Consider the following 24,909-nt stretch of genomic DNA (forward strand, 5'->3'; position numbering starts at 1 on the left):
GGGGAGCGGGGGGCTTATTTTAGTTACAAAAGCGGGTCACTGCTGGTGGTAGATCTCCAGCGCCTGTTGGCCGCTGGCGCCCTGATGGATGATTGCCATCAACGCGCGCACCACCTGCGACGGATTGCTGTGTTGATAGACGTTGCGGCCGTAAACCATGCCGGAGGCGCCCTGGGCCATCAGCGCGGCGGATTTCTCCAGCACCGGCCCCAGCTCCCCCTTGCCGCCGCCGCGCACCAGCGTCGGGCAGCGCGCCGCTTCCACCACGCGGTGGAAGTCTTCCACCCGATCGGTCGGGTCGGCTTTGATGATGTCGGCGCCCAGCTCGCGCGCCAGCCGCACCAGCGGCACGATCTTCTCCACGTCGCCGAGCGAGCCGTAGGCGGCGCCCTGACCGGCCGGCGCCATCACCAGCGGTTCGATCATCAGCGGCATGGCGTAGCGATCGCAGGCGTGGCGCAGGCGGCCGATGTTCTCCACGCACTGGCGGAAAATGCCGGGCTCATCCGGGATCATATACAGATTGACCACCACCGCGGCGGCATCCATTTGCAGCGCCGCCAGGATCGGCGCCTCCGGGTTGTGCAGCACCGCCCACATCTCGCGGTGGCGGGCGGCGTTATAGGCGTTGCCGACGTCGGTGCGCATCACCAGCGCCGGTTTTTCGCGCTGCGGCGCGCGCTGCAGCAGATCTGCCTGGCCGTAGTTGACCTGAATGGCGTCGGGGCGCGCGGCGATCAGGTTGCCCATCACCCGTTCGATATCTTCCAGGCCGATCAAGAAATCCGGTTCGTTGGCGATGCCGTGATCGATCGCCACGTCCAGGCACTTGCCGTTGTTGAACAGGCGGTTCATCCGCACCTTGCTGCTGAGCTGCATGTCAGGTCCTCTTGAGATAGGGATATGTCCATTATTGCCGAGTAAGGATGGTCGGGAAACGCGGAAACCGCAAACTGCGCGGCCGCTCGCAGTTTTTGCCGGCGCACGAAAGGGGAACGCTCGCCAGCGGCTTGCACTTCATTTGTTAGATCCGTGTCATGTTTTTGTTAATAAGCCATTCCAAAATGCATGTTTCGCTTGTTTGGGTTAAAAAGTTTCAATAACCTAAATTATGAAATAAACATTTAAAAAAGCGGTAAAGACGCCGTTTGTTGTGCCAGGGGTTTATTTCAATTGGTTGTTTTTAATCTGTTTTGAGACATCGATCACCATTTTTACAACGGCCTTGATACGGCGATAACGCGGTAAATTCGCCGTATCAAAGGGATAACACCGACCGTATTGTTGTTTGAATGTAAAAAATATTTTTCATTAGCTGTCAACCAACAGACCTCTTCATTCTAACGATTAAAGGGTAACGAACATGAAGCTGAAGAAACTGATCGCCGCCTCGGTACTGATGTGCATGCTGCCGGCCAGCGTGCTGGCGAAAGACATCAAGATCGGCGTTTCCATGGCTTACTTCGATGACAACTTCCTCACCATTCTGCGCCAGTCGATGCAAAACAAAATGAAGGCCGACGGCAACGTCAGCGGCCAGTTCGAAGACGCCAAGGGCGACATCGCGCAGCAAATTCAACAAATCGAAAACTTCGTCAGCCAGGGCGTCGACGCCATCATCCTCAACCCGGTGGATACCCAGGGCGTCAAGCCGATGATCAAGCTGGCCGAGAAGGCCAAGATCCCGCTGGTGTTCGTCAACCGCAAGCCGGAAGTGGCGCTGCCGGCCGGCATGGCCTACGTCGGCTCCGACTCCAAGCTGGCCGGCAAGCTGCAGATGGAGGAACTGGCCAAGCTGATGAACGGCAAGGGCAACGTGATGATCCTGATGGGCGAGCTGTCGAGCGAAGCCACGCGCGACCGCACCCGCGGCGTGGAAGAGGTGGCGGCCAACTACCCCGGCATCAAGATTATCGATAAGCAAACCGCCAAATTCTTCCGCAAAGAGGCGGTAGACGTCACCACCGACTGGATTTTGTCCGGCCAGCAGATCGACGCCATCGCCTCCAACAACGACGAAATGGCCATCGGCGCTATTTTGGCGCTGAAGCAAGCCAAGAAATCCGGCGTGCTGGTGGCCGGCGTTGACGGCACGCCGGACGCGCTGGAGTTCATCAAGAAGGGCGATCTGGCGCTGAGCGTGTTCCAGGACGCCAAAGGCCAGGGCGAAGGCGCGGTGCAGACCGCCGTTCAACTGGTGAAAGGCGAGAAAGTGGAGAGCAACGTGCTGATCCCTTACCAACTGATCACCCAGGCCAATTACCAGCAATTCGCCGATAAAAACAAGAAATAAGCCTTGAAGCCCGCCGCGGGCGCCGGTGTGGGGCGAGCGCGGCGGAAAACGTGGGTCAGTGCGGAGGTAAGCGGTATGTACCCTTATGTTCTTGAGGCCGAAGGCATCAGCAAGCAGTTCCCCGGCGTCAAAGCGCTGGATAAGGTCTCGATTAAAATCAAACCCGGCAGCGTGCACGCGCTGATGGGGGAAAACGGCGCGGGCAAATCGACGCTGATGAAATGCCTGATCGGCATCTACCACCCGGACGAAGGCTCGATAAAAATCAAAGGCCGGCCGGTCACCTTCAGCGACACGCTGCAGGCGCTGCATTCGGGCATTTCCATGATCCACCAGGAGCTGAACCTGGTGCCTTACATGACGGTGGCGGAAAACATCTGGCTGGGGCGTGAGCCGGCGCGGCTGGGGTTCGTCAACCACGAACAGCTGAACGAACAAACCCGCGAGCTGCTGGCGCGGCTGAACATCAAACTGCAGCCGGACACGCTGGTGGGCGAGCTGAGCATCGCCAATCAGCAGATGGTGGAGATCGCCAAGGCGGTGTCCTACAACGCCGACGTGCTGATCATGGACGAACCGACCTCGGCGCTGACTGAAGGCGAAGTGGTGCACCTGTTCGCCATCATCCGCGAGCTGCGCGAGCAGGGCAAAGGCATCATCTATATCAGCCACAAGATGGACGAGATCTTCGCCATTACCGACGAAGTGAGCATTTTCCGCGACGGCACCTTCATCGCCTGCGACAAAACCGAAAACCTGACCAAACAGTCGCTGATCACCATGATGGTGGGGCGCGAACTGACGCAGATGTTCCCCAAATTCAACAACAATATCGGCGAGGAAGTGCTGCGGGTGGCGGGGCTGCGCCGCAGCGGCTGGTTCCATGACGTGTCGTTCAGCGTCAAGCGCGGCGAGATCCTCGGCGTCGCCGGGCTGGTGGGCGCCGGGCGCAGCGAAGTGATGGAAAGCCTGTTCGGCATGCACCCGGCGGACGGCGGCGAGATCTTTATCGAAGGCCAGGCGGTGAAGGTGGATTCCCCGGCGAAGGCGATCGAGAGCGGGCTGGCGTTCCTCACTGAAGACCGCAAGAAATCCGGCTTGTTTCTGGTGCTGTCGGTGGTCGAGAACATGAGCATCGTCAACCTGTCGGAATACATCGGCAAGAACGGTTTCGTCAGCCACGTGCAGATGGCCAAAGACTGCATGGATCAGATTAAAAAGCTCAACATCAAAACGCCGACCATGGATCAGATCATCAATAACCTCAGCGGCGGCAACCAGCAGAAGGTGCTGATCGCGCGCTGGCTGCTGGCGCAGCCGAAAATCCTGATCCTCGACGAACCGACGCGCGGCATCGACGTGGGGGCGAAAGCGGAAATCTACCGCCTGATCAGCGAGCTGGCCAACCGCGGCGTCGCCATCATTCTGGTCTCCTCCGAGCTGCCGGAGATCCTCGGCATGAGCGACCGGGTAATGGTGATGCACGGCGGCCGCATCACCGGCATTTTGGACAAAGACGACGCGGACCAGGAGAAGATCCTGGCGCTGGCCTCAGAATAACGAAGGGTGAACATCATGAGTAACGTAAAGATTGAGAAGCCGCTCTCCGCCGATTCAACGGGCAAGGGAACGCTGTTCTCCGGGCTGAGCGGCAAAATGCCGAAGGATACCGGCATCTTCATCGTGATGATCGGCATCGCGCTGATCTTCGAAATCCTCGGTTGGTACATGCGCGATCAGTCGTTCCTGCTGAACCCGAACCGCCTGCTGCTGATCGTGCTGCAGGTGGCGATCATCGGCATCATCGCGGTGGGCGTCACCCAGGTGATCATCACCACCGGCATCGATCTCTCCTCCGGCTCGCTGATTGCGCTGACCGCGGTGGTGGCGGCCAGCCTGGCGCAGACCTCGGACAGCATCTCGCCGATGTACCCGGGGCTGCTCGATCTGCCGGCGGCGATCCCGATCGGCGCGGGGATCGGGGTGGGCATCGTCTGCGGCTTTATCAACGGCTTCCTGATCACCCGCACCGGCATTCCGCCGTTCATCGCCACGCTGGGGATGATGGTGTCGGCGCGCGGCCTGGCGCAGTACTACACCAAGGGTAACCCGGTCAGCTTCCTGTCGGACGGCTTCACGTCGATCGGCCAGGGGGCGATGCCGGTGATCATCTTCCTGGTGATTGCGGTGATCTTCCATATCGCGCTCAAGCATACCCGCTACGGCAAATACATCTACGCCATCGGCGGCAACATGACCTCGGCGCGGGTTTCCGGCATCAACGTCAACAAGTACCTGGTGACGGTTTACACCATCGCCGGCGGCCTGGCGGGGTTGGCGGGTGTGGTGCTGGCGGCGCGCGTCAGCAGCGGCCAGTCGAGCATGGGGATGTCGTATGAGCTGGACGCCATCGCCGCGGCGGTGATCGGCGGCAGCAGCCTGATGGGCGGCGTCGGGCGCATCACCGGCACGCTGATCGGCGCGGTGATCCTGGGCCTTATCAAAAGCGGCTTCACCTTTATCGGCGTCGACTCTTACATTCAGGACATCATCAAGGGCGTGATTATCGTCGCCGCCGTGTCGATCGACATGAGGCGCAACCGTAAAAAACACTGATTGCCGTGAATTGCCGCCGGCGTCAGGGTTGGCCGGCGGCGTTTTTTTTACCTGGGGGGCACATCATGAACTACCTGAAAGGGCTGTGGCTGGCGGTGGCGCTGTGCGCGTCTACCCCGGCATGGGCGCAAACCATCGGCGTGTCGATGGCCTATTTCGACCAGAATTTCCTCACCATCATCCGCCAGGCGATCGACAAGGAGGCCAAGGCGCGCGGCATCACCGTGCAGTTCGAGGACGCGCGCGGCGACGTCGGCCGCCAGACCGATCAGGTGCAGAGCTTTATCAGCGCCGGGGTGGACGCGATTATCGTCGATCCGGTCAACTCGGCCAGCACGCCGGTGATGACCAAAATGGTGCAGGCCGCCGGCGTGCCGCTGGTGTACGTGAACCGCACGCCGGGCGATGCCAAACTACCGCAGGGCGTGGTGTTCGTCGGCTCCGACGAGCGGGAATCCGGCACGCTGCAGATGGAAGAGCTGGCGCGGCTGGCCGGCTATCAGGGCAACGTGGCGGTGATGATCGGCAACCTGACCGACGCCGGCGCGCTGCAGCGCACCAAAGACGTGGAGCAGGTGGTGAGCAAGTACCCGAAAATGAAGGTGGTGCAGAAGCAGAGCGCCAACTATTCACGCAGTGAAGGCATGGATCTGATGATGAACTGGCTGACCAACGGCGAAGCGATCGACATCGTCGCCGCCAACAACGACGAGATGGCGATCGGCGCAATCATGGCGCTGCAGCAGGCGGGCAAGGCGGACAGGAAAGTGCTGATCGGCGGCATCGACGCCACGCCGGACGGCCTCAAGGCGCTAGCCTCCGGCAAGATGCAGGTCACGGTGTTCCAGGACGCGGTCGGCCAGGGCAAAGCCTCGGTCGATGTGGCGCAGCGCATGATCAACGGGGAAAAGCTCGAACCGTATTACTGGATCCCGTTCGAGCTGGTGACGCCGGCCACGATGCAGAAGTATGCGGCCAGGCCGTGAGTTAACCGTCAGATTCGCGTTGCCGGGGCGCTGCTTGCAGCGCCTTTTTTATTGGCGTCAGTTATATGTCCGCTTGCGGCCAGCGCGGCGCCGGATCTTGCTTCACACTGAGGATCTTTAAACCGTGTGAGGATGAGCGATGAACGCATTAAACGGCAAGGTGGCGGTGATCGGCGGCGCCAGTTCGGGGATCGGCAAAGCGGCGGCACTGCTGTTCGCCCGCCAGGGCGCAGCGCTGGTGTTGGGCGCGCGGCGCGAGCCGCTGTTGGCGGAGCTGGTGGAGGACATTCGGCGCGAGGGTGGCCGGGCGCTTGCGGTGGCGGGCGACGTGCGCGACGAAGCCTTCGCCGAACGGCTGACGGCGACGGCGGTCGACGAATTCGGCGGGCTGGATATCGCCTTCAACAACGCCGGCACCTTAGGGCCGCTGGGGCCGTCGCTGGCGTTGAGTGCCTCAGAGTGGCGCGAGGTGCTGGAAACCAACCTGTCCAGCGCCTACTACGGCGCCAAATATCAAATCCCCGCCATGCTGGCGCGCGGCGCGGGCTCGGTGATTTTCACCTCCACCTTCGTCGGCCACACCGCGGCGTTTCCCGGTACGGCGGCCTATGCGGCCGGCAAGTCGGGGCTGATCGGCCTGACGCAGGCGCTGGCGGTGGAATTCGGCGGGCGCGGCATTCGGGTGAACGCGCTGCTGCCGGGCGGCACCGATACGGCGATGGGTCGGCAGATGAGCCATACCCCGGAGGCATTGGCGCAGGTGGCCGAACTGCACGCGCTGAAGCGGCTGGCGGTGCCGGAGGAGATCGCGCAGGCGGCGCTGTATCTGGCGTCTGACGCAGCTTCATTCGTCACCGGCACCGCGATGCTGGTGGATGGCGGGGTGTCCATCCAGCGCGGCTGAGGCCACGGGCGCCGTGGCCTCAGTGGGCGTCAGAAAGCGGACAGGTGGCGGCGCACGATCTCGCGGCCGATCTCCAGCGAGGCGGTCGCTGCCGGAGAGGGGGCATTGCATACGTGCAGCGAGCGTTGGCCCTGCACGAAGTGGAAGTCGTCCACCAGCTTGCCGTCGGCGGTCAGCGCCTGGGCGCGCACGCCGGCCGGGCCGGGGCGAATATCCTGCTCCTGCAGCGCCGGGATCAGCCGACGGGCGTTCTCGGCAAAGCGGCGGCGCGACAGCGAACGGCGCATTTCCGCCAGCCCTTCGCCGAGGTAGTTGCCGGCGATTTTCCAAAAGCCGCGATAGCCGAGCACCTCGCTCAGATCGCGCAGGCTGAAGTCGCATTTGCGGTAGCCTTCGCGTTTGAAGGCCAGCACCGCATTGGGGCCGACGTCGCGCTTGCCGTTATACATACGGGTAAAATGCACGCCGAGGAAAGGGAAATCCGGGTTGGGCACCGGGTAGATCAGATGGTTGACCAGGTGGTTTTTCGCGTCGTCCAACACATAGTATTCACCGCGGAACGGCACGATCTTCATGCCGGTTTCGTAACCGGCCAGTTTGGCGATGCGATCGCTGAACAGCCCCGCGCAGTTGATCAGCAGTTTTCCCTCGAAGGTATCGCCGGCGGCGGTGACGGTGACGCCGCCGGCGTGTTCGCGGATGGCCTCAACCTGATGGCCGTAGGCGATCTCGCCGCCGCGCCGCACGATGATCTCCGCCAGCTTGGCGGCCACCTCCGCGTAGTTGACGATACCGGCGTCGGGCACCAGCAGCGCTTCAAGGCCATTGACGTGCGGTTCGCGCTCCCGCAGCTGCGCCTGCGACAGCCGGGTGACCTGCAGGCCGTTTTGCAGGCCGCGCTGATAGATGTTCTCCAGCCGATCCAGTTCGTTTAGCTGGGTGGCGACAATCACCTTGCCGCATTGGTCGTGATACAGGTCGTGTTCGCGGCAGAAGGCGAACATGCTGCGGTTGCCCTGTTTTGCCAACTGCGCTTTCAGGCTGCCGGGCGTGTAGTAGATGCCGGAATGCACCACGTTGCTGTTGTGGCCGCTTTGGTGCGCCGCCGGGCCGCGCTCTTTTTCCAGGATCAGAATGCGCCGCTGCGGATCCGCTTCCTGCAGCGCATTCACCACGCCGAGCCCCACCAGGCCGGCACCGATAACGATCGCGTCGTACATCACGGCTCTTGCTCCTCGTTTTCCAGGCGGCGTAATTTGCCGCGTACGTTGTTCAGATGGCTTTGCATGGCGGCGGTGGCCGCCGCCGCATCGCCGTCGCGAATGGCGATAAATACCCGCTCATGTTCGTCGATCACCCGCTGGCGCTCGGCCTGCCGCCCTAGGTTTTTGCTGAGCGAGTACACCAGCACCCCCAGATACAGCTCGTGCATGTTATCGAGGATCTGCACGAAAAATGGGTTATGCGAAGCCTGCATGATGGCGCGATGGAACAGGTAGTCCTGGCGATAGCCGATCTGGCCGTCGTTGAGCGTACAGTCACGAAAGGCGAGGTGCGCCTGTTCGATCGCCTGCAACTCCTGTTCGGTGCGGCGTTCGGCGGCCATGCGCGCCGCCTGCTGTTCCATGACTTCGCGCATTTCCAGCAGCGCTTCCACCTCGCGGCGGTCGGCTACCTCCATCACCAGCGGTTCGTATTTGCTCAGCAGCGAATGCTGTTCCACCCGGTGGCCGCCGCCCTGGCGTGAGGAGATGATGCCGCTGACCTCCAGCACGCCGAGCGCCTCGCGCACCGGCACCCGGCTGACGCCGAACGCGTCCGCCAACACGTTTTCCGACGGCAGCTTCTCGCCGACCGGAAAGGTGCCGTCGTTGATGCCGGCTTTCAGCTGCGCCAGCACCTGATGAGAGGCTTTCTGGCGCGTGACCTTGCGGATCATGACGCGCCTCCCGGCAGCGCGGCGCGCTGTTTATAGCGCAGCAGGTGCATGGCGGCGGCGGCGGCGATCAGGGCCGCGCCGCCCAGATCGGTCATCAGGCCCGGTTTGATCAGTAAAATCGCCGCCGCGGTAAACAGCACCCGCTCCAGCCAGTGGGTCTTCATCAGCCAGAAATTGGCGCTGGCGATCGACAGGGCGTAGATCCCCACCAGCGCGCTGATCACCATATGCAGCACCGACAGCGGGTTGAGATCGTCGCCCTGCATCAACAGCATCGGGTTGTAGACCAGAATGAACGGGATGATAAAGCCCGGCAGCGCCAGGCGCACCGCGTCCCACGAGGTTTGCATCGGATCGGCGCGGGCGATGCTGGCGGCGGTGTAGCTGGCCAGCGCCACCGGCGGCGTGATGTTGGACAACGCGCCGAACCAGAACACGAAGAAATGCGCCGCCAGCGGCAGCACGCCGGCTTTGATCAGGATCGGCGACACGGTCACAGCCACCACGATGTAGAGCGCGGTGGAGGGTAGCCCCATGCTGAGCACGATGCACACCAGCATCACCACCAGCAGGATCATCCACAGGGTGTTGTCGGTCATGGCGACGATGTTGAACGCCAGCGTGGAGCCGATGCCGGTCATGGTCACCACGCAGATGATCACGCCGATGGCGGCGCAGGCGATGGTGACCTGGATCGAGCCGCGCGCCGCGTCGTTCAAGGCCAGCGCGATTTTTTTCGGCGTCATGCGCACCGAACTGTCGGGGGTGAGCCAGCTGGCGACGATGATGGCAATGATGCCGAGGAAGCCGGCATAGATCGGCGTTTTACCCAGCAGCAGCGTGCCGATGACGATGACGAGCGGCAGCAGCAACAGCCCGCGCGCCTTCAGCACCGCGCGCACCTGAGGGATGTTCTCCTTGTTGATGCCCTTCAGGCCCTGTTTCTTGGCCTCCAGGTCGATAGCCATGATCAGCGCGGCGTAATAGAGCAGCGCCGGCACGATGGCGGCGATGACGATGGTGGTGTACGAGATGCCGAGGAAGCCGGCCATGATAAACGCCGCCGCGCCCATGATGGGGGGCATGATCATGCCGCCGGTGGAGGCGGTGGCTTCCACGGCGCCAGCGAAGCGGGACGACAGCCCGATGCTTTTCATCAGTGGAATGGTGAAGGTGCCGGTGGTGGCGACGTTGGCCACCGCGCTGCCGCTCAATGAGCCGGTCAGTGCCGACGAGATCACCGCCACCTGGGCCGGGCCGCCGCGGCGGCGTCCGGCGGCGGCCAGCGCCAGATCGTTGAACAGCGCGGTTGCGCCGCTGACGCTGAGAAAGGCGCCGAACAGAATAAAAACCACGATGGCGGTGGAGGCGGTGGACAGGGTGATGCCGAAAATCCCCTCGCTGGTCATGAACAGCCGATACAGCAGGCGTTCCACCGAGAAGCCCCCGTGGCCGAAAATGCCCATGAAGTACTGCCCGAACAGCGCATAGAGGATGGCGAAAGTCGCCAGGCCGGGGATGAAATAGCCGGTGGTGCGCCGCGCGGCTTCGAACAGCACGCCGATACCGATCGCCGCCATCACATAATCGGTGGCGTTGGGGATGCTCTTGCGCACCACGTGCAGATCGACGTAGTTAACGTAGAAATAGCCGTAGCTGACCAGCGTCAGGATGATGAACAGATAGTCCCAGCGGTTGAAACTGCGGGTGGCGTGCCGGGCCGAGAAGGGGAACAGGATAAAGCCCAGGATCAGAATGCCGCTCAGGAACGTGGTGTTGCGGTAGAACTCCTGCGTGTTGGACAGCGCGTTGGCGTAGATGGCATAGGCGGAAATGGCGATCGCCAGGACGGTTGCCAGCTGCAAATAGATGCCGCTCAGCGGCCGGTTGCCGGCGCCGGCTTCCTTGTCCAGATCGACGGCGGGCTGCGGTGAAGAAGGGTGAGTGCTCATACGTCCTCCTGGGTTAGGGGTTGGCGGCCAGCGCGGCGGCTTCCGGCGGGATCAGATAATCGGGTATCTCGACGCCGGCTTCGCGGTAGTAGCGATAGGCGCCGAGGTGCAGCGGCACGGAAACGCCTTTCAGCGCATTCTCCAGCGAGATGTATTTGGCCGAGCTGTGCACCTGGTGCACTTCCGGCAGGTTCTCGAACATCGTTTTGGTCAGGTCGTACACCAGCTTTTCATCGAGCCGGCTGAGGGCCACCAGAATATTGGGCTGCGCGATGGTGGCGACCGCTTTGGGCTGGCGCGGGTAGGTCTCCGCCTTGATGTCGAAGCGGAACCAGGAGTTGGCGATGGCGTTGATGCTGGCCAGCTGTTCGTCGGTGACTTCCAGGATGCGTGCCGGCACGCCGCTGGCATACATGTCGGTGACGGCGGCGGCCGGCACCCCGGCGGGCAGGGCGCCGCCGTCCAGGCGCCCGTCGCGCATCGCGGAAACCGTGTCGCCGTAGCCGAGGTATTCCGCCGACAGCGACTTCTTGGTCAGGTTGAAGCCCTGTAGGATGATCATCGTCGACTGTTCGGTGCCGCTGGCCTGCGGCCCGACGGAAAAGCGCGTGCCGGCGATATCGTTCAGCGTGCCGTCTTTGACCCGGCTTTCCAGCATTACGAAGTGTTCGACGTTGGGCCACAGCATGGAGATGGAGCGCAGATCGCCGTAGGCGCGGCCGTCGAAGTTGCGCACGCCCTGATAGGCTTCGACGGCGATCAGGCTCTGCAAAATCGCCAGCTGCGCCTCGTCTTTTTGCAGCAGGTCGATATTCTCGATCGAACCGGCGGAGGATTGGCCGGTGACCTGTATCCCCTGGCGTTTCAGCCGGTTGCTCCAGACGTTGGCCAACCCGACGCCCATCGGGTAGTAGGTGCCGCCGGTGGAGGCGGTGGCGACGGAGAGGAAGGTTTTATCGGCGTTCTCCGCTTTACCGGCGATGGCCAGCAACGCGGCGCCGACCACGGCGCAGGTAACAAGCAACGCTTTGATTTTTCTATTTTTCATTATTTTCCCCAGCGGTTTTTTGAAACAAATAGAAAACATTTACGCAAACTTGTATACAACATGGCAGCTTTATTCACCTAAAGCGCCATGCTTGATTTGTGATCTGGGTGGGCGAAAATTGAACGGCGCGGCGGAGGGCGGAAATGAAAAACCCGTGGCGGGCGCCACGGGCATGCGGGGGAGGGTTACCAGCCTTTGACGGCGTCGCCCTTGTAGATGTCGGCGGCGCTGGCCGCCACTTCGTCGGTCTGATAGGCCTTGACCAGATCCTTCACTTTCTCGCTGTCTTTGTTGTCGATGCGGCTGGCGAAGATGTTGACGTACGGCGAGTTTTTGTCTTCGACAAACAGCCCGTCCTTGGCCGGCGACAGGCCGATCTGGCTGGAATAGTTGGTGTTGATGATCGCCAGCGTCACTTTCTGATCGTCCAGCGCGCGCGGCAGCTGCGGCGCTTCAATCTCGACGATCTTCAGCTTTTTCGGGTTGCCGACGATGTCCAGCGCGGTCGGCAGCAGGCCGACGCCGTCTTTCAGGGTGATCAGCCCCTGTTTTTGCAACAGCAGCAGCGAGCGTCCCAGATTGGTCGGATCGTTCGGCACCGCCACCTGCGCGCCGTCCGGCAGCTGGCTGAGTGCGGTTATCTTCTTCGAATAGCCGGCGATCGGGTAGACGAAGGTGTTGCCCACCGCGGCCAGCTTGTAGCCGCGCTCCTGCATCTGCTTGTCCAGATACGGCTTGTGCTGGAAGGCGTTGACGTCCAGATCGCCGTTATTCAGCGCTTCGTTCGGCAGCACGTAGTCGTTGAAAGTCACCACCTCCACGTCCAGATCGTATTTCTGCTTGGCGACCTTTTGCACCACCGCCCACAGCGACTGATCGATGCCGGCGCTGATGCCGACCTTGATGTGGTGATCGTCCTGTGCGGTCGGGCCACAGGCGGTCAGCAGCAGTGTGCCGGCGGCGGCCAGCGCCAGGGTGAGGTTTTTCAGCGTAAATGTCATTTTCCCAGGGTCCTTGTCAACATTGCCTGCTAATTTTGGCGGACAGAATAGTGGCAGTGACTGTAGGTGAGCGTCGGGATAAAACAAAATACTGATTCACTATGACTCATAGCGATTAGCTATGAGCGGCCGCCGCCTGGCGCGGTGCGGATTGTTTTGACGGCGAATCGGCGGGCTTATTATGATAGCCGTTGGCCCGCGAGGGCAGACTGGGTACTGAAACGAAGGAAAAAACAATGCGATTGAACACTTGGAGCAAGGCGCTGCTGCCGCTGGTGGTGTTGGCCTGCGTCTCGGCGACTCAGATTCGGGCGGCGGAGAGCGATACCGGGCCGATCCCCAAACAGCTGCTGGGCAACTGGCGCGTCAGTAAAATTGTGCCGACTCAGACCACCGGCTGCTGGGATCAACAGCAGGCGCAGAGCCTGATCGGCGGTAAAATCAGCTATAAGGCGGATGCATTCAGCTGGAACGGCACGGCGCTGAAAAGCGAAGGCGCCACCGTCAGCACCGTAGAAGCGCAGGAGTTCGTCGAGGACAATTCCGGCAGCAGTTCCTACATCGATTTCCCGATGCTGGGCATCAGCACGCCGTCGGTCGAGCGCGTGGCCATTCAGCACGCGGATACCGTCATCAAAGGCATCACCGATCAGGGCACCGATGGGGTGCCCGGCGATAACGTGCTGGTGAAAGACGCCAACACGCTGATCCTGTCGCTGTGCAACGTCTGGTTTGAGGCGCAGCGCGAAAAGTAACCTCTCCCTTCCGCCCCAGCAACGGGGCTTTCCCGCCGTTATCTCTCCCGCCGCGCGCGCCGTTTCTGAACTAAAATTAACCATAACGATATGACTCTGACGTGATATCGGAGCCTCGGCTCTACCGAGTCCATGACAGGAGGCGCTATGTGTTACCACCATATTGTCATTGCCACCGATCTGAGCGATGACGGCAAACGATTGGTCGAAAAGGGGGCGCTGTTAGCGGAGGCGCTGAAGGCCAAACTCTCGCTGATCTATGTGGACGTCCACTATGACACTTACCATGCGGCGATCGGCTTTTCGGAGCACAGCTATGAGGGCGCGTCGTTCGAAGAGAAGATCCGCAAAGAGCTGGAACCCACCACGCAAAACGTCAATTACCCGATCGCGGAAGTGATTATCGGGCGCGGCGGCTTTGTTGACGAACTGCGCACGGCAGTGGTGGACAAGAATATCGATCTGCTGGTGTTCGGCCACCACCACGATTTGTGGAGCAACCTGTTTTCTTCCACCCGCAACGCCATCAACCAGCTGAATATCGACGTGTTGGTGATCCCGATCCGCTCATAAACGCGGGCCACCGCCGGGCAACGATGGCGGTGGCCGCTGCGGCTTATTGCGTGAAGAAGTCGTTATACAGCATGTACAGGTGTGCCGCGCTCCAGGAGAAGTTCGGCGCGCCTTGTTGCTTGCCGGTGAGCGGGTTGTAGTTCTCGCGGATCGGCCCGTCGGCGACCAGGCCGTCGGCGTGGCGGAAGAAAGCCTGCGCCATCGCCACCGCATCGTCGCGATAGCCGTAGCGTTCCATGCCCTTGAGGCCGAAATACAACTGATCGACCCACACGCGGCCGCGCCAGTAGATGTCCGCGCCGAACGCCGGATTGGTCAGCGCCGCGGTACCGAGCGGCACGTAGGTATTGAACTCGCGCGGATCTTTCATCACCCTGACCACCGCATCGGCGTGCGGCTGGCTGGCGGCGCCGTTGAACAGCGGCGACCAGCCTTCCGGCCCTTTGCCGCGTTCGACGAGCGGTTTGCCGGCGCAGCCGTTGGCCAGTGGCCGCTTTTCGATGCGGATGTCATAGAAGAAACCGCTGTGCTTGTCGAACATGCAGGTGTTGATGTAGGCCGCCAGCCGGTCGGCTTTGGCGCGGAAGGCGGCGGCCTCGGCGCCGTGGCCGAGAATATCGGCCATCTCCGCCAGATAGCGGTTGTCGCTGTACATGTAGCTGGCCTGATCCACCGATTCCTGCAGCAGCGAGTAGCCGAGCAGCGTGCCGTCCGGCGCGCGGTTTTCGGCGAATTTCACCTGCCAGTCTTCGCGTTTGCCGCCCTGCGCCAGGTAGCGCGCCAATTGATCCGGATCGATAAAGCCGAATACCGCCGCGTCGTCGCGGCCCGACTCCCAGGAGGCGGCGGTCTGCGCCGGGATCTCGATGCTGTCGTACTGCCCCTCGCGCACGATGCGATCGTAATTGTCGAGGCCGGCCAGCGTTTGCTCGCGCTGCCCGCGCTTGACGGTGAACAACATGCGTCCGTCGGGGGTATTGTGCGCTTTGTCGCGGGTGGCGCCGTACTCCGGCACGCCGTTGCCGTTGTGGTCACGGTTGCGCAGCCACCAGTCATGGTAGGCCACCAGCTTCGGGTACATCTCCGCCAGCCAGCCCTTATCGCCGGTGACGCGATACACCTCCATCACCGCCCAGGCCGCCAGGCTCGGCTTGGTGTTGCGCTCGTTCCAGTTACCGCCGTCGCCGCCGCGCTCCGGGCTTGGGTTGTAGGCGATAAGATCGGGCAGGAAACCGGCGTCCCACGGGCGCAGGGCATCACCCGGCCGGATCTGGAAGGCGAACACCGCGCGGATGTTGTCCTTGGCCACGTCCGGGTTGAAGTGCGCCATGGCGTAGGCCTGTTTCCAGGTGTCCCACGGCCAGGTCTGGTTGCCGGAGAACCAGCGTCCGGTCACCGAGGGGGTGACCGAGTCGAACTTCATCGCCCCGGCGGCACCGCGCCAGTTGCCGTTCAGCGTTTCCATCGCTTTGACCGCCACGCGGGTTTGTTCCGCCGTGGCGTGCGGGTTGCTGAGCCCTGTGGCGAGATAGCGTTCCCAACGCTGGGCCGACGCGGCCATATAGCGCTGCGGGTGAGCGAGGATGTCGGCGATGGCGCGTTGTTCGCGCCGCGCTTCTTCGGCGGTAAGCAGGTGCGAGTAGGTGGTGTACAGGGTGGTGGAGCCGGCGATGCGCGCCGTGGCGCGGAAGCGATGGCCGTCGACCGTGGTGCGCTGCGGCAGCGATTTGTGGATCTGATACTCGGACTGGCCGGAGGTCATCAGCTGCGACGGCGCGCGCACTTTGCCGAAGGTGACACGCAGGCCGTCAGCCGTTGGCACAATGCGGCGCGTGTAGTCAGGAAATGCCTGCTCGAGGGTCGCCGGCGGCTGCGGTTTTTGCTCTTTGGCCGCGTAGCACTCCAGCAGCTCGCCGTCCCACACCAGCTCCAGCGGCGTGTCGGTCAGGATTTGGGTTTCCAGCAGCGAGGTGCGCGCGCCAGCGAAGCGCAGCGTCAGGTTGACGGTCACGCCCGGCGCGCTGAGCCGCTGCACCAGGGCACCGGGCAGGCTGTAGGCCGTCATGGTGAAATGCACCGGCTTACCGTCTCGATAGACGCTGAGCCGATCGAAATTGTTGGCCATAAAGTTGATGTACTCTTCGGTCAGCAGCGCCGGGCCGGGGAAACCGCCCATGCCTTCCGGCCCGCTCGGCAACAGGTGGCCGTGCCAGGCGCCGAGATCGAAGAACGGATTGAAGCGCTGGTGATCGTCGAAATCATAATCGAGCATAAAGTGCGGCGCGCCGCGGCGGTCGATGACGTTTTTATAGCGCTCGGCCAACGGGGCGTGGGCGTCGGGCGTTTTCGGCGCGCAGCCCGTCAGCGTCAGCGCGAGGGTGAGGGCAGTGGCCAGCGGGGTCAGGGGAGTCATGTTCATCGTAGGAGCCTCAACGGTTACCAATAGAAATATTGCATCAGGAACACCGAGTTGCTGGCGCCGGTGCTGTCGTTGCGCATGAAGAATTTGCTGTCCAGCGCGGTGGCCAGCTTGCCGCCGGCGTATTCATACCAGACGCCGAACTGGGCGTATGAGGTGGCAGTATCCGCCGCATTATCAAACCGGTGGCGGGCGTAGCTGTAGGCGGTGGAGAGATACAGCCCTTTGGCGGTTTCCGTCATCGCGCTGAGCATCAGGCCCGACTCGCTGCCGGGATGGCCGCCGCTGTCGCCTTTGCCGGTGTGGTGCCAGACGCGGCCGGCCAGGTGTTGGCCGCGCAGCCCCAGCAAAAACAGCTGCCCCAGGCCGTCGGTCACTTCCAGGCCGTTCAGCAGCGTCAGATTGTCCTGCAGGTCGTACTGGGTGTAGCCGTTGATCATCGCCCGGTAGGTATACTTGTCGGAATAGCGATCGTATTTGCCGAAGTGCAGCAGCGCCTTGCTCTCGTCGATGCGGCTTTCCGGCGCCGCCGTCACGCTGTAGCGAAAGCGCCCGGTCAGGTTTTGCAGCTTGGCGGCGTAGCTGAGATCGCGGGTGTTGGGGATCACGTAGCCGTATTCCGGCGTGAAGTCGCCCCACCATTGCAGGTCGTCGAGCGACGAGTCGTTGCGCACGCTGAGCATCATCTCGGTGCCGTCGTCGGTGCGGTAACCGCCGTAAAAGCGGTTCAACCCGCCCTCGAAGCCGCCCCAGCCATGGCCCGGCGTCCAGGCGTGGCCCTGGCTGTCCGCCTGCACGGTCCAGCCTTCGCCGTAAATCAGGCCGAACCAGTGGCCTCGTTTGATCTCCAGGCCACCTTCGATATAGGTGCCGTCGCTGTATTGATGCTGATGTTCGCCGTTCAAATAGACGCTGCCGCCGATGCCGAGCTCGCCGTAAAAACGCAGGGCGGTCGCGGCGCTATCGGGTAGCGGCGGCGGTGGGAGCTGATTGCGCTCCGCCGGGGTCACCGGTTCCTGCGCCGCCCAGGCGGGCGCGTTAACGAGCAGCAACAAGGGCAACAGGGCGTGATGGCTTAGTGATTTCATGGGGCATAGGCCTGGTGTTGGGTGGATCGGAACGTCAGCCGAGCGGCGGCTCACGCGAGGTCGCTCCCGGCTCCCTGGGAGAAAAAACCGCCCCGGCGGGACGGTAAACGGCAGGTATATTAGTAAAATATTTAGTAAAAAATATGCTTTAATCAGTAAATCGTTAACTTGATCACAGCGGGCGAAATGGGTATCTTTCGCTGCAGGCACCCGGCAACGGCTGGCATGAGCGTGTTCTGGCCCGGTCTGGGAAGGAGAGGAGGCGGGCGGCGCTGTACGCCGCATCGCTATCCGATTAAGCTACCGTTTTTCGTCTGTGCATTGGGACTCTATGGCCACACTGAAGGAAATTGCTGAAGCCGCTAATGTGTCCGTCGCCACCGTTTCGCGCGTGTTGAATGACGACCCCACCCTGAGCGTGAAGGCGCAAACCCGCCAGAAGATCCTGGAAGCGGCGGAACGCCTCGAATACAAGATCGCGCCTTCCAAACGGCAAAGCGGGCAACGCCTGCATTTCGCCGCGCTGTTCACCTATACGCAGGGCGTGGAGATCAACGATCCCTATTACCTGGCGATGCGCTACGGCATCGAGACGCAGTGCGAAAAGCTGGGCGTGGCGCTGAGCGCCGGTTACGACTTCAACGGCGACAAGGCGCTGCCGGCGGCCGACGGCCTGCTGGTGATCGGCCGGCCACAGCCCGCGCTGTATGAGCAGCTCAGGCAGCAGGAAACGCCGGTGGTGTTCATCGATGGCGTGGTGGAGGATGAGCGGTTCGACTGCGTCAATGTCGACCTGTACAAGATCAGCCGCAAGGTGATCGACTACTTCATCGGCCGCGGCTATCAGCGCATCGGCTTTATCGGCGGGCGCGACCATCCGGCCGGCATCGACCAGCGCGAGCAGGCATTCGTCGAGTATGGCCGGCAGCAAAATGTGGTGCGAGCGCAGGACATTTACCACGGCGATTTCAGCAGCCAGTCGGGCTACCAGTGCGCGAAAGCGATGTTGCAGAGCCAGAATGGCTATCCGCCGGCGCTGCTGGTGGCGACCGATTCGATCGCGATCGGCGTGCTGCGCGCGCTGCACGAACACGGCATTCAGGTGCCGGGGCAGATCGCGCTGATCAGCGTCAACGATATTCCCACCGCCCGCTTTATTTTCCCCGCCTTGTCCACGGTGCGCATCCCTTCGGAAACCATGGGCGCACAGGCCGTCAACTTGCTGACGGAGCGGCTGCGCGATGAGCGCGCCGTCCCGCTGTCGATCTTCGTTCCCAGCTCGCTGCAGCTGCGCGACACCACCGTCGCCTGACCGGCCCCCGCCTCGGCGGGGGCGTTGGCGCTCAAAATTAACGTCATGATAAAAAAAGGCCTTTGAGATTTATTGTGATCCTGTCGTCATTTGGTAAATATCAACTGTAATTTTTACTAAATATTTACTATCGTTTCCGCATTGCACAGGTGTCGGGAGACGTGACGTGAATAATTGGGAAAACATTGAAAAACAGTCGGAGCACCGGTTGGCGCCGCGCGCGAGCTTCTTCAGCTACGCGGACGCCGGGCAGGCGCTGAGCTTCGATCGCAACGCCAGCCGGCGTTTCCAACTGCTGAGCGGCCGCTGGCGCTTTCGCTTCTTCGAGCACCCGGCGCAGGTGCCGGCGGCGTTTTACCGAGAGCCGATGAACGACTGGGGCGATATGGCGGTGCCGGGCATGTGGCAGCTGGAAGGGCACGGCCACCTGCAGTACACCGATGAGGGCTTCCCGTTCCCGATCGACGTGCCTTACGTGCCGACCAATAACCCCACCGGCGCCTATCAACGCCACTTTACGCTCGACGCCGGCTGGCAGGATCAGCAAGTGCTGATCAAATTCGACGGCGTGGAAACCTACTTCGAGGTGTACGTCAACGGCGACTATGTCGGCTTCAGCAAGGGCAGCCGGCTGTGCGCCGAGTTCGACATCAGCCCCTATGTGCGGCAGGGCGAGAATCTGCTGTCGGTGCGGGTGATGCAGTGGGCCGACTCCACCTACATCGAAGATCAGGACATGTGGTGGATGGCCGGCATTTTCCGCGACGTCTATCTGATCGGCCAGAGCGCTACCCACCTTCACGATCTGACGCTGGTCACCACCTTCGATGAGCGCTATTGCGACGCGCAGTTGGCGATCGATGCCGAGCTGCGCCATCTCGGTGTGCAGGCCGCCGAGGGCTGCCGCCTGCAGGCGCAGCTGTTCGACGGCGATCGCTGCGTGGCGGAGCAGTGGCGCGACGATCTGCGCATCGAGCGGGCGCTGAACTGCCGTTTCGAACTGCCGGTCAGCTGCCCGCAGCAGTGGAATGCGGAAAATCCCTATCTGTATCAGCTGTTGCTCAGCCTGTATGACGGCGCCGGCAACCTGCTGGGCGTGGTGCCGCAGCGGGTGGGGTTCCGCGAGATTGCGGTGCGCGACGGGCTGATGTACGTCAACGGCCGCTACCTCAAGCTGCACGGCGTCAACCGGCACGATCACGATCACCGCACAGGGCGCGCCGTCGATATGGCGCGGGTGGAGCGCGATATCGTGCTGATGAAGCAGCACAACATCAACTCGGTGCGCACCGCCCATTATCCCAACGATCCGCGCTTTTACGAGCTGTGCGATCTCTATGGCCTGTTTGTGATGGCGGAGACCGATTTGGAGAGCCACGGCTTCGCCAACGTCGGCGATCTGAGCCGCATCACCGACGATCCGCGCTGGGAGCAGGCCTACGTCGAACGCATCGAGCGCCACGTGGCGGCGCAGAAAAACCACCCGTCGATCATCATCTGGTCGCTGGGCAACGAGTCCGGCTACGGCTGCAACATTCGCGCCATGGCCCGGCGCTGCAAGGCGCTCGATCCGACCCGTCTGATCCACTATGAAGAAGATCGCGACGCCGAAGTGACCGACGTGATCAGCACCATGTATTCCCGCGTGGCGATGATGAACGCCTTCGGCGAATACCCGCACCCCAAACCGCGCATCCTGTGCGAATACGCCCACGCGATGGGCAACGGCCCCGGCGGGCTGTTCGAATACCAGTCGGTGTTCAACCGCCACGCCAGTTTGCAGGGACACTACATCTGGGAGTGGTGCGATCACGGGCTGCTGAGCCACGACGAACAGGGGCGCGAGCGCTACCAGTACGGCGGCGATTACGGCGACTACCCGAACAACTACAACTTCTGCATGGACGGCCTGATCTACCCGGACCAGCGCCCCGGCCCCGGCCTGCGTGAATACCAGCAGGTGCTGTGCCCGGTGGAGGTGACGGCGGAGGAAGGCGCAGGCGACGTGCTGCGGGTGAAAAACCGCTATTGGTTCAGCTCGCTGGCGGACATCACGCTGAAGGTCAGCGTCAAGACCGACGGCCGCCAGGTGGCGAGTTACGAATTCAAGCTGCCGCACCTGCAGCCGGGCGAGAGCGAAGACATGCACCTGCCGGTGTTGGCGCTGGGGCAGGGGGAAACGCTGATCGACGTGGCGGTGCATAAGGACAGCGCCACCCGCTACAGCGAGAGCGGCCAGCGGCTGGGACATTATCAGCATCTGCGCCGGGCGGCGACGCGGCGACCGGCTCCACCACCGGCCGATGCGCCGGCGCTGCAATGCCGCGAGGAAAATCATCGGCTGATCGTCAGCGGCGGCCGGTTCCAGCTGGCGTTCTCGCTGCTGAGCGGCGAACTGCTGTCGTGGCGGGTAGACGATGAAGAAGTGGTGGGGCGCGCGCCGCGCATTACCTTCTTCAAACCGGTGATCGATAACCATAAACAGGAATATGAGGGGATTTGGCTGCCGCATCACTTCCCCATCATGCAGCAGCACTTCCGCCGCCTCAATCGGCAATGGCAGGGCGAGGATCTGCTGATCGAGGTACATAGCCTGATCGCGCCGCCGGTGTTCGACTTCGGCATGCGCTGCACCTACCGCTGGCGCATCTCCCCGCAGGGCTACGTCAGCCTGGATCTGGCCGGTGAGCCTTACGGCGATTTCCGCCAGATTATCCCGAAAATCGGCCTCGATTTCGGCATCAGCCGCCGCTTCGAGCAGGTGGAATACTACGGCCGCGGGCCGGGCGAGAACTACCGTGACAGCTGCCGGGCCAACCTGATCGGCCACTACCGGCAGCGCGCCGACGCGCTGTTCGAACACTATCCGTTCCCGCAGGACAACGGCAATCGGCAGGACGTGCGCTGGCTGAGTTTGCAGGACGCGGCGGGCAAGGGGATCTTCATCCAACCGCGGCGGCCGATCAACTTCAGCCTGTGGCCCTACAGCGCCGAGATGCTGCACCAGGCCCAGCACATCAACGAGCTGGAACCTAGCGACTGCCTGACGCTGAACCTGGACGACCAGATCCTCGGCCTCGGCTCCAACTCCTGGGGCTCCGAAGTGCTGGATACCCACCGGGTCTATCTGGCGCCGTTCAGCTACGGTTTCACGCTGGTGCCGTTCGACGGGCGGCAAACGCAGGGCGCCGCGCTCGCCGGTTATGACTTCGCGCCCGCTCACCACCACCCGCAGTCTGCGGAGGAAAACGCATGATCATTCTCGAATCCCTGGCGGAGTTCCAGCGCATCTATCACAGCGGCAAGAAGTGGCTGCGCTGCATGGAGGCGATCGCCAATGTCGATCGCATCAGCCCGAACGTGTGCCATTCGATCGGCGACTCGCTGACGTATCGGCTGAGCGTCGGCGCCGGCCGCCAGCACGGTTGGCTGGAGGGTAACCGCCGCTACTTCGACGTGCACTATTACCTTGAGGGGGAAGAGACCGTCGAGGTTGCCGACAAACGGGCGCTGACGACGGTGGCGCCCTATCAGGACGAAACCGACCGCGAGTTTTTCAGCGGCGAAGGCGAGAGACGCCGGGTCGGCAAAGGCAACGTGGCGATCTTCGAAAACCACCAGGCTCACCGCTTCACAGAAAGCGGCAAGGTAAAAAAAGTCATTTTAAAAGTGACGGTGGAAGACAGCTATTTTGTTAACAAATAGCGCGCTCGCCGATCGATAACAACAAACCGAAGTCCCCTACACCATTCGGAGAATCTCTATGGCTGCGTCGAACAGAAACACCATCGGCAAGTTTGGCCTGCTGTCGATGACGTTTGCGGCAGTATTCAGTTTCAACAACGTGATTAACAACAATATTCAGCTCGGGGTCGCCTCGTCGCCGGTGTTCCTGGTGGCGACCATCATTTACTTCATTCCCTTTTGCCTGATCATCGCCGAGTTCGTCTCGCTCAACCGCAACTCCGAGGCCGGCGTTTATGCCTGGGTGAAAAGCGCGCTCGGCGGGCGCTGGGCGTTTATCACCGCCTACACCTATTGGTTCGTGAACCTGTTCTTCTTCACCGCGCTGCTGCCGCGCGTCATCGCCTACGCTTCTTACGCGTTCCTGGGCTATGACTACGTGTTTACCCCGCTGACCACGGCGATCATCAGCATCTTCCTGTTCGCCTTCTCGACCTGCATTTCCAACAGCGGCGCAAAACTGCTGGGGCCGATGACCTCGGTGACCTCGTCGCTGATGCTGATGCTGACGTTTTCCTACATCGTTCTGGCGGGCGCGGCGGTGCTGGGCGGCATCGAACCGGCCGACCCGATCAACGTGCAGGCGATGACGCCGAACTTCAACTGGGCGTTCCTCGGCATTACCGCCTGGATCTTCCAGGCGGCGGGCGGGGCGGAGTCTGTGGCGGTGTACGTGAACGATGTGAAAGGCGGCAGCCGCGCCTTCGTGAAGGTGATCATCGTTTCCGGGCTGTTCATCGGCGTGCTGTATTCGGTGTCTTCGCTGCTGATCAACGTGTTCGTCCACCGCGCTGACCTGCATTTCACCGGCGGTACGGTGCAGGTGTTCGAAGGCCTGTCGGCGCACTTCGGCCTGCCGACGGTGCTGATGAACCGCTTTGTCGGCATCGTCTCCTTCACCGCCATGTTCGGCTCGCTGCTGATGTGGACGGCGGCGCCGGTGAAGATTTTCTTCACCGAGATCCCGAAGGGCATTTTCGGCGAGAAAACCATTCGTTTGAATCGGCACGGCGTGCCGACGCGCGCCGCCTGGATCCAGTTCTTCATCGTCATCCCGCTGATGCTGATCCCAACGCTGGGTTCCAGCAGCGTGCAGGATTTGATGAACACGCTGATCAACATGACCGCCGCCGCCTCGATGCTGCCGCCGCTGTTCATCATGTTGGCCTACCTGAATCTGCGGCTGAAGTACGACCGGGTGGCGCGCGATTTCAAAATGGGCTCGCGCCTGCAGGGCATCGCCATCGTCAGCGTGCTGATCGCCATCTTCACCGTCGGCTTCTTCGCCTCGACGTTCCCGACCGGCGCCAGCATCATGACCATCGTGTTCTATAACGTCGGCGGGCTGGTGGTGTTCCTCGGCTACGCCTGGTGGAAGTACAACCGCTACGCGAAAAGCCTGAGCGCCGAGGCGCGCTACCACGAAGACATGCCGTTGGCGCGCCTCGCGCTCGAAGCGCAGGAAGGGGCGCAGGCCGGGCAATCCGCGCTGACCACGCCCGTTTGCAATAAACCGCTGTAATTTCTCCTCTATCGGCTCCGTGCCCCGGCGCGGAGTCTCGCTTTGCGCAAAAATCCTGCCCTGGCGCTTGCATAATACATAAGTGAATACTAATGTATTTGTATGAACGAAAATGACATCTTCAAGGCGCTGGCCGATCCGACTCGCCGCACCATCTTCGACAAGCTCGCCGTCGGCAGCATGAACGCCAGCGCGCTGCGCGAAGGGCTGCCCATCAGCCAGTCCGCGATGTCGCAACACCTGGCGGTGCTGCGCAATGCCGGGCTGGTGCGCGAGACGAAGCAGGGGCGCTTCGTCAATTACCAGGTCGACCCGGAAGGGCTGGCGCAGATCGCCGATTGGCTGGCGAAGTACCGCGCCTGGTGGCCGGCGCGCATCGACGCGTTGCAAACCTTGCTGAAGGATATGGATCAATGAACAAACAGGCTGAGCAGCCGCCGCGCGATCGGCTGATATTGGAGTATTCGCTCGATGCACCGCCGGAAAAAGTGTGGCGAGCGCTCAGCATTCCCGAGCTGCGCGAGCAGTGGCTGCCTCCGGGGGATTTGGCGCAGGCCGAACCGCTGGCCGCCACGCCGGGCGAAGCGGTGAGCTATCGTCTGCGTGACGACCGGCCGCCGTTCCTTGAAAGCGTGGTGACGCTGCAGATAGTGCCGGACGCCGCTGGCGGCAGCCTGCTGCGGATTATCCACCAGCTCGACGCCGCCAATGACGGTTCGGTGACGATGATGCTCGCCGCCTGACGCGTTAAATTCAT

General features: G+C 62.1%; 21 protein-coding genes. 13 read left to right on the top strand and 8 right to left on the bottom strand.

From position 1 onward, the window contains the following. Nucleotides 1–36 precede the first annotated feature (36 nt). Entirely contained in the window at nucleotides 37–879 is an 843-nt protein-coding gene (locus tag SSARUM2_RS09645; RefSeq protein WP_015377543.1) for a deoxyribose-phosphate aldolase/phospho-2-dehydro-3-deoxyheptonate aldolase, read from the bottom strand. A gap of 484 nt (nucleotides 880–1,363) precedes the next feature. Between SSARUM2_RS09645 and SSARUM2_RS09650 the strand changes: the two genes are divergently transcribed. The 5 genes from SSARUM2_RS09650 to SSARUM2_RS09670 all read left to right on the top strand — a co-directional run bounded on the left by SSARUM2_RS09650 (nucleotide 1,364) and on the right by SSARUM2_RS09670 (nucleotide 6,799). Continuing rightward, on the top strand, nucleotides 1,364–2,293 hold the full coding sequence (locus SSARUM2_RS09650) for a sugar ABC transporter substrate-binding protein (RefSeq protein WP_033638124.1): 930 nt from the start codon (nucleotides 1,364–1,366) through the stop codon (nucleotides 2,291–2,293). 75 nt (nucleotides 2,294–2,368) lie between these two features. Next, a complete protein-coding gene (locus SSARUM2_RS09655) occupies nucleotides 2,369–3,853 on the top strand; it encodes a sugar ABC transporter ATP-binding protein (RefSeq protein WP_033638125.1) in 1,485 nt (494 codons plus the stop codon). Between the two features lie 15 nt (nucleotides 3,854–3,868). After that, the gene (locus tag SSARUM2_RS09660; protein ID WP_025160279.1) at nucleotides 3,869–4,909 is read left to right on the top strand and encodes an ABC transporter permease; all 1,041 of its coding nucleotides are present in this window, start codon (nucleotides 3,869–3,871) and stop codon (nucleotides 4,907–4,909) included. A 65-nt stretch (nucleotides 4,910–4,974) separates the two neighbouring features. Further along, entirely contained in the window at nucleotides 4,975–5,895 is a 921-nt protein-coding gene (locus tag SSARUM2_RS09665) for a sugar ABC transporter substrate-binding protein (protein ID WP_033653836.1), read from the top strand. Between the two features lie 139 nt (nucleotides 5,896–6,034). Then, nucleotides 6,035–6,799 carry an SDR family oxidoreductase gene (locus tag SSARUM2_RS09670; RefSeq protein ID WP_047568012.1) on the top strand — a complete coding sequence of 255 codons (765 nt, stop codon included), beginning with the start codon at nucleotides 6,035–6,037 and terminating at the stop codon, nucleotides 6,797–6,799. Nucleotides 6,800–6,828: 29 nt separating this feature from the next. On the opposite strand, the gene lhgO is transcribed toward SSARUM2_RS09670, so the two are convergent. The 5 genes from lhgO to metQ form a co-directional block, all read right to left on the bottom strand. Then, entirely contained in the window at nucleotides 6,829–8,019 is a 1,191-nt protein-coding gene (lhgO, locus tag SSARUM2_RS09675; protein WP_033638128.1) for an L-2-hydroxyglutarate oxidase, read from the bottom strand. After that, nucleotides 8,019–8,738, bottom strand: coding sequence for a FadR/GntR family transcriptional regulator (locus SSARUM2_RS09680; RefSeq protein ID WP_033638129.1), 720 nt, complete (start codon nucleotides 8,736–8,738; stop codon nucleotides 8,019–8,021). The genes lhgO and SSARUM2_RS09680 overlap by 1 nt, the downstream gene beginning before the upstream one ends. After that, the gene (locus SSARUM2_RS09685) at nucleotides 8,735–10,690 is read right to left on the bottom strand and encodes a TRAP transporter permease (RefSeq protein WP_033646414.1); all 1,956 of its coding nucleotides are present in this window, start codon (nucleotides 10,688–10,690) and stop codon (nucleotides 8,735–8,737) included. Before SSARUM2_RS09685 ends, SSARUM2_RS09680 begins: the two co-directional genes overlap by 4 nt. Before the next feature lie 13 nt (nucleotides 10,691–10,703). Beyond that, entirely contained in the window at nucleotides 10,704–11,738 is a 1,035-nt protein-coding gene (locus SSARUM2_RS09690; protein WP_060452853.1) for a TAXI family TRAP transporter solute-binding subunit, read from the bottom strand. A 185-nt stretch (nucleotides 11,739–11,923) separates the two neighbouring features. Further along, entirely contained in the window at nucleotides 11,924–12,739 is an 816-nt protein-coding gene (gene metQ / locus SSARUM2_RS09695; protein ID WP_033638132.1) for a methionine ABC transporter substrate-binding lipoprotein MetQ, read from the bottom strand. 236 nt (nucleotides 12,740–12,975) lie between these two features. Between metQ and SSARUM2_RS09700 the strand changes: the two genes are divergently transcribed. Next, nucleotides 12,976–13,494 carry a hypothetical protein gene (locus tag SSARUM2_RS09700; RefSeq protein ID WP_060452854.1) on the top strand — a complete coding sequence of 173 codons (519 nt, stop codon included), beginning with the start codon at nucleotides 12,976–12,978 and terminating at the stop codon, nucleotides 13,492–13,494. A 147-nt stretch (nucleotides 13,495–13,641) separates the two neighbouring features. Next, nucleotides 13,642–14,067, top strand: coding sequence for a universal stress protein (locus SSARUM2_RS09705; protein ID WP_033638134.1), 426 nt, complete (start codon nucleotides 13,642–13,644; stop codon nucleotides 14,065–14,067). 43 nt (nucleotides 14,068–14,110) lie between these two features. Here the strand turns inward: SSARUM2_RS09705 and ygjK are convergent, their stop codons facing one another. Both ygjK and ygjJ read right to left on the bottom strand, forming a co-directional pair. Next, on the bottom strand, nucleotides 14,111–16,486 hold the full coding sequence (gene ygjK / locus SSARUM2_RS09710; protein ID WP_080437565.1) for an alpha-glucosidase: 2,376 nt from the start codon (nucleotides 16,484–16,486) through the stop codon (nucleotides 14,111–14,113). Between the two features lie 17 nt (nucleotides 16,487–16,503). Continuing rightward, nucleotides 16,504–17,574 carry a protein YgjJ gene (gene ygjJ, locus SSARUM2_RS09715; protein ID WP_041034699.1) on the bottom strand — a complete coding sequence of 357 codons (1,071 nt, stop codon included), beginning with the start codon at nucleotides 17,572–17,574 and terminating at the stop codon, nucleotides 16,504–16,506. A gap of 331 nt (nucleotides 17,575–17,905) precedes the next feature. Here ygjJ and ebgR point away from each other — a divergent pair, with 331 nt between their 5' ends. The 6 genes from ebgR to SSARUM2_RS09745 all read left to right on the top strand — a co-directional run bounded on the left by ebgR (nucleotide 17,906) and on the right by SSARUM2_RS09745 (nucleotide 24,895). Then, nucleotides 17,906–18,886, top strand: a complete 981-nt coding sequence (ebgR, locus tag SSARUM2_RS09720) for a transcriptional regulator EbgR (RefSeq protein ID WP_033646411.1) — start codon at nucleotides 17,906–17,908, stop codon at nucleotides 18,884–18,886. A 166-nt stretch (nucleotides 18,887–19,052) separates the two neighbouring features. Continuing rightward, complete coding sequence (gene ebgA, locus SSARUM2_RS09725) at nucleotides 19,053–22,142, top strand: beta-galactosidase subunit alpha (RefSeq protein ID WP_060452855.1); 3,090 nt, start codon at nucleotides 19,053–19,055, stop codon at nucleotides 22,140–22,142. Beyond that, the gene (locus SSARUM2_RS09730) at nucleotides 22,139–22,591 is read left to right on the top strand and encodes a beta-galactosidase subunit beta (RefSeq protein WP_033646409.1); all 453 of its coding nucleotides are present in this window, start codon (nucleotides 22,139–22,141) and stop codon (nucleotides 22,589–22,591) included. Before ebgA ends, SSARUM2_RS09730 begins: the two co-directional genes overlap by 4 nt. A gap of 58 nt (nucleotides 22,592–22,649) precedes the next feature. Further along, nucleotides 22,650–24,152, top strand: a complete 1,503-nt coding sequence (locus tag SSARUM2_RS09735; RefSeq protein WP_060452856.1) for an amino acid permease — start codon at nucleotides 22,650–22,652, stop codon at nucleotides 24,150–24,152. 102 nt (nucleotides 24,153–24,254) lie between these two features. Continuing rightward, complete coding sequence (locus tag SSARUM2_RS09740; RefSeq protein ID WP_033646407.1) at nucleotides 24,255–24,569, top strand: metalloregulator ArsR/SmtB family transcription factor; 315 nt, start codon at nucleotides 24,255–24,257, stop codon at nucleotides 24,567–24,569. After that, nucleotides 24,566–24,895: an SRPBCC domain-containing protein gene (locus SSARUM2_RS09745; protein WP_033646406.1), complete on the top strand. Its 330-nt coding sequence runs from the start codon at nucleotides 24,566–24,568 to the stop codon at nucleotides 24,893–24,895. The genes SSARUM2_RS09740 and SSARUM2_RS09745 overlap by 4 nt, the downstream gene beginning before the upstream one ends. Nucleotides 24,896–24,909 lie beyond the last annotated feature (14 nt).

The organism is Serratia sp. K-E0102 (assembly GCF_029962625.1).
In the GTDB taxonomy this organism is placed as follows: Bacteria; Pseudomonadota; Gammaproteobacteria; order Enterobacterales; family Enterobacteriaceae; genus Serratia; species Serratia sarumanii.

Excerpts from the sequence above, each read along its gene's own strand:
- SSARUM2_RS09645 (WP_015377543.1), bottom strand. The coding sequence starts at position 879 with ATGCAGCTCAGCAGCAAGGTGCGGATGAACCGCCTGTTCAACAACGGC.
- SSARUM2_RS09650 (WP_033638124.1), top strand. The coding sequence starts at position 1,364 with ATGAAGCTGAAGAAACTGATCGCCGCCTCGGTACTGATGTGCATGCTG.
- SSARUM2_RS09655 (WP_033638125.1), top strand. The coding sequence starts at position 2,369 with ATGTACCCTTATGTTCTTGAGGCCGAAGGCATCAGCAAGCAGTTCCCC.
- SSARUM2_RS09660 (WP_025160279.1), top strand. The coding sequence starts at position 3,869 with ATGAGTAACGTAAAGATTGAGAAGCCGCTCTCCGCCGATTCAACGGGC.
- SSARUM2_RS09665 (WP_033653836.1), top strand. The coding sequence starts at position 4,975 with ATGAACTACCTGAAAGGGCTGTGGCTGGCGGTGGCGCTGTGCGCGTCT.
- SSARUM2_RS09670 (WP_047568012.1), top strand. The coding sequence starts at position 6,035 with ATGAACGCATTAAACGGCAAGGTGGCGGTGATCGGCGGCGCCAGTTCG.
- lhgO (WP_033638128.1), bottom strand. The coding sequence starts at position 8,019 with ATGTACGACGCGATCGTTATCGGTGCCGGCCTGGTGGGGCTCGGCGTG.
- SSARUM2_RS09680 (WP_033638129.1), bottom strand. The coding sequence starts at position 8,738 with ATGATCCGCAAGGTCACGCGCCAGAAAGCCTCTCATCAGGTGCTGGCG.
- SSARUM2_RS09685 (WP_033646414.1), bottom strand. The coding sequence starts at position 10,690 with ATGAGCACTCACCCTTCTTCACCGCAGCCCGCCGTCGATCTGGACAAG.
- SSARUM2_RS09690 (WP_060452853.1), bottom strand. The coding sequence starts at position 11,738 with ATGAAAAATAGAAAAATCAAAGCGTTGCTTGTTACCTGCGCCGTGGTC.
- metQ (WP_033638132.1), bottom strand. The coding sequence starts at position 12,739 with ATGACATTTACGCTGAAAAACCTCACCCTGGCGCTGGCCGCCGCCGGC.
- SSARUM2_RS09700 (WP_060452854.1), top strand. The coding sequence starts at position 12,976 with ATGCGATTGAACACTTGGAGCAAGGCGCTGCTGCCGCTGGTGGTGTTG.
- SSARUM2_RS09705 (WP_033638134.1), top strand. The coding sequence starts at position 13,642 with ATGTGTTACCACCATATTGTCATTGCCACCGATCTGAGCGATGACGGC.
- ygjK (WP_080437565.1), bottom strand. The coding sequence starts at position 16,486 with ATGAACATGACTCCCCTGACCCCGCTGGCCACTGCCCTCACCCTCGCG.
- ygjJ (WP_041034699.1), bottom strand. The coding sequence starts at position 17,574 with ATGAAATCACTAAGCCATCACGCCCTGTTGCCCTTGTTGCTGCTCGTT.
- ebgR (WP_033646411.1), top strand. The coding sequence starts at position 17,906 with ATGGCCACACTGAAGGAAATTGCTGAAGCCGCTAATGTGTCCGTCGCC.
- SSARUM2_RS09730 (WP_033646409.1), top strand. The coding sequence starts at position 22,139 with ATGATCATTCTCGAATCCCTGGCGGAGTTCCAGCGCATCTATCACAGC.
- SSARUM2_RS09735 (WP_060452856.1), top strand. The coding sequence starts at position 22,650 with ATGGCTGCGTCGAACAGAAACACCATCGGCAAGTTTGGCCTGCTGTCG.
- SSARUM2_RS09740 (WP_033646407.1), top strand. The coding sequence starts at position 24,255 with ATGAACGAAAATGACATCTTCAAGGCGCTGGCCGATCCGACTCGCCGC.
- SSARUM2_RS09745 (WP_033646406.1), top strand. The coding sequence starts at position 24,566 with ATGAACAAACAGGCTGAGCAGCCGCCGCGCGATCGGCTGATATTGGAG.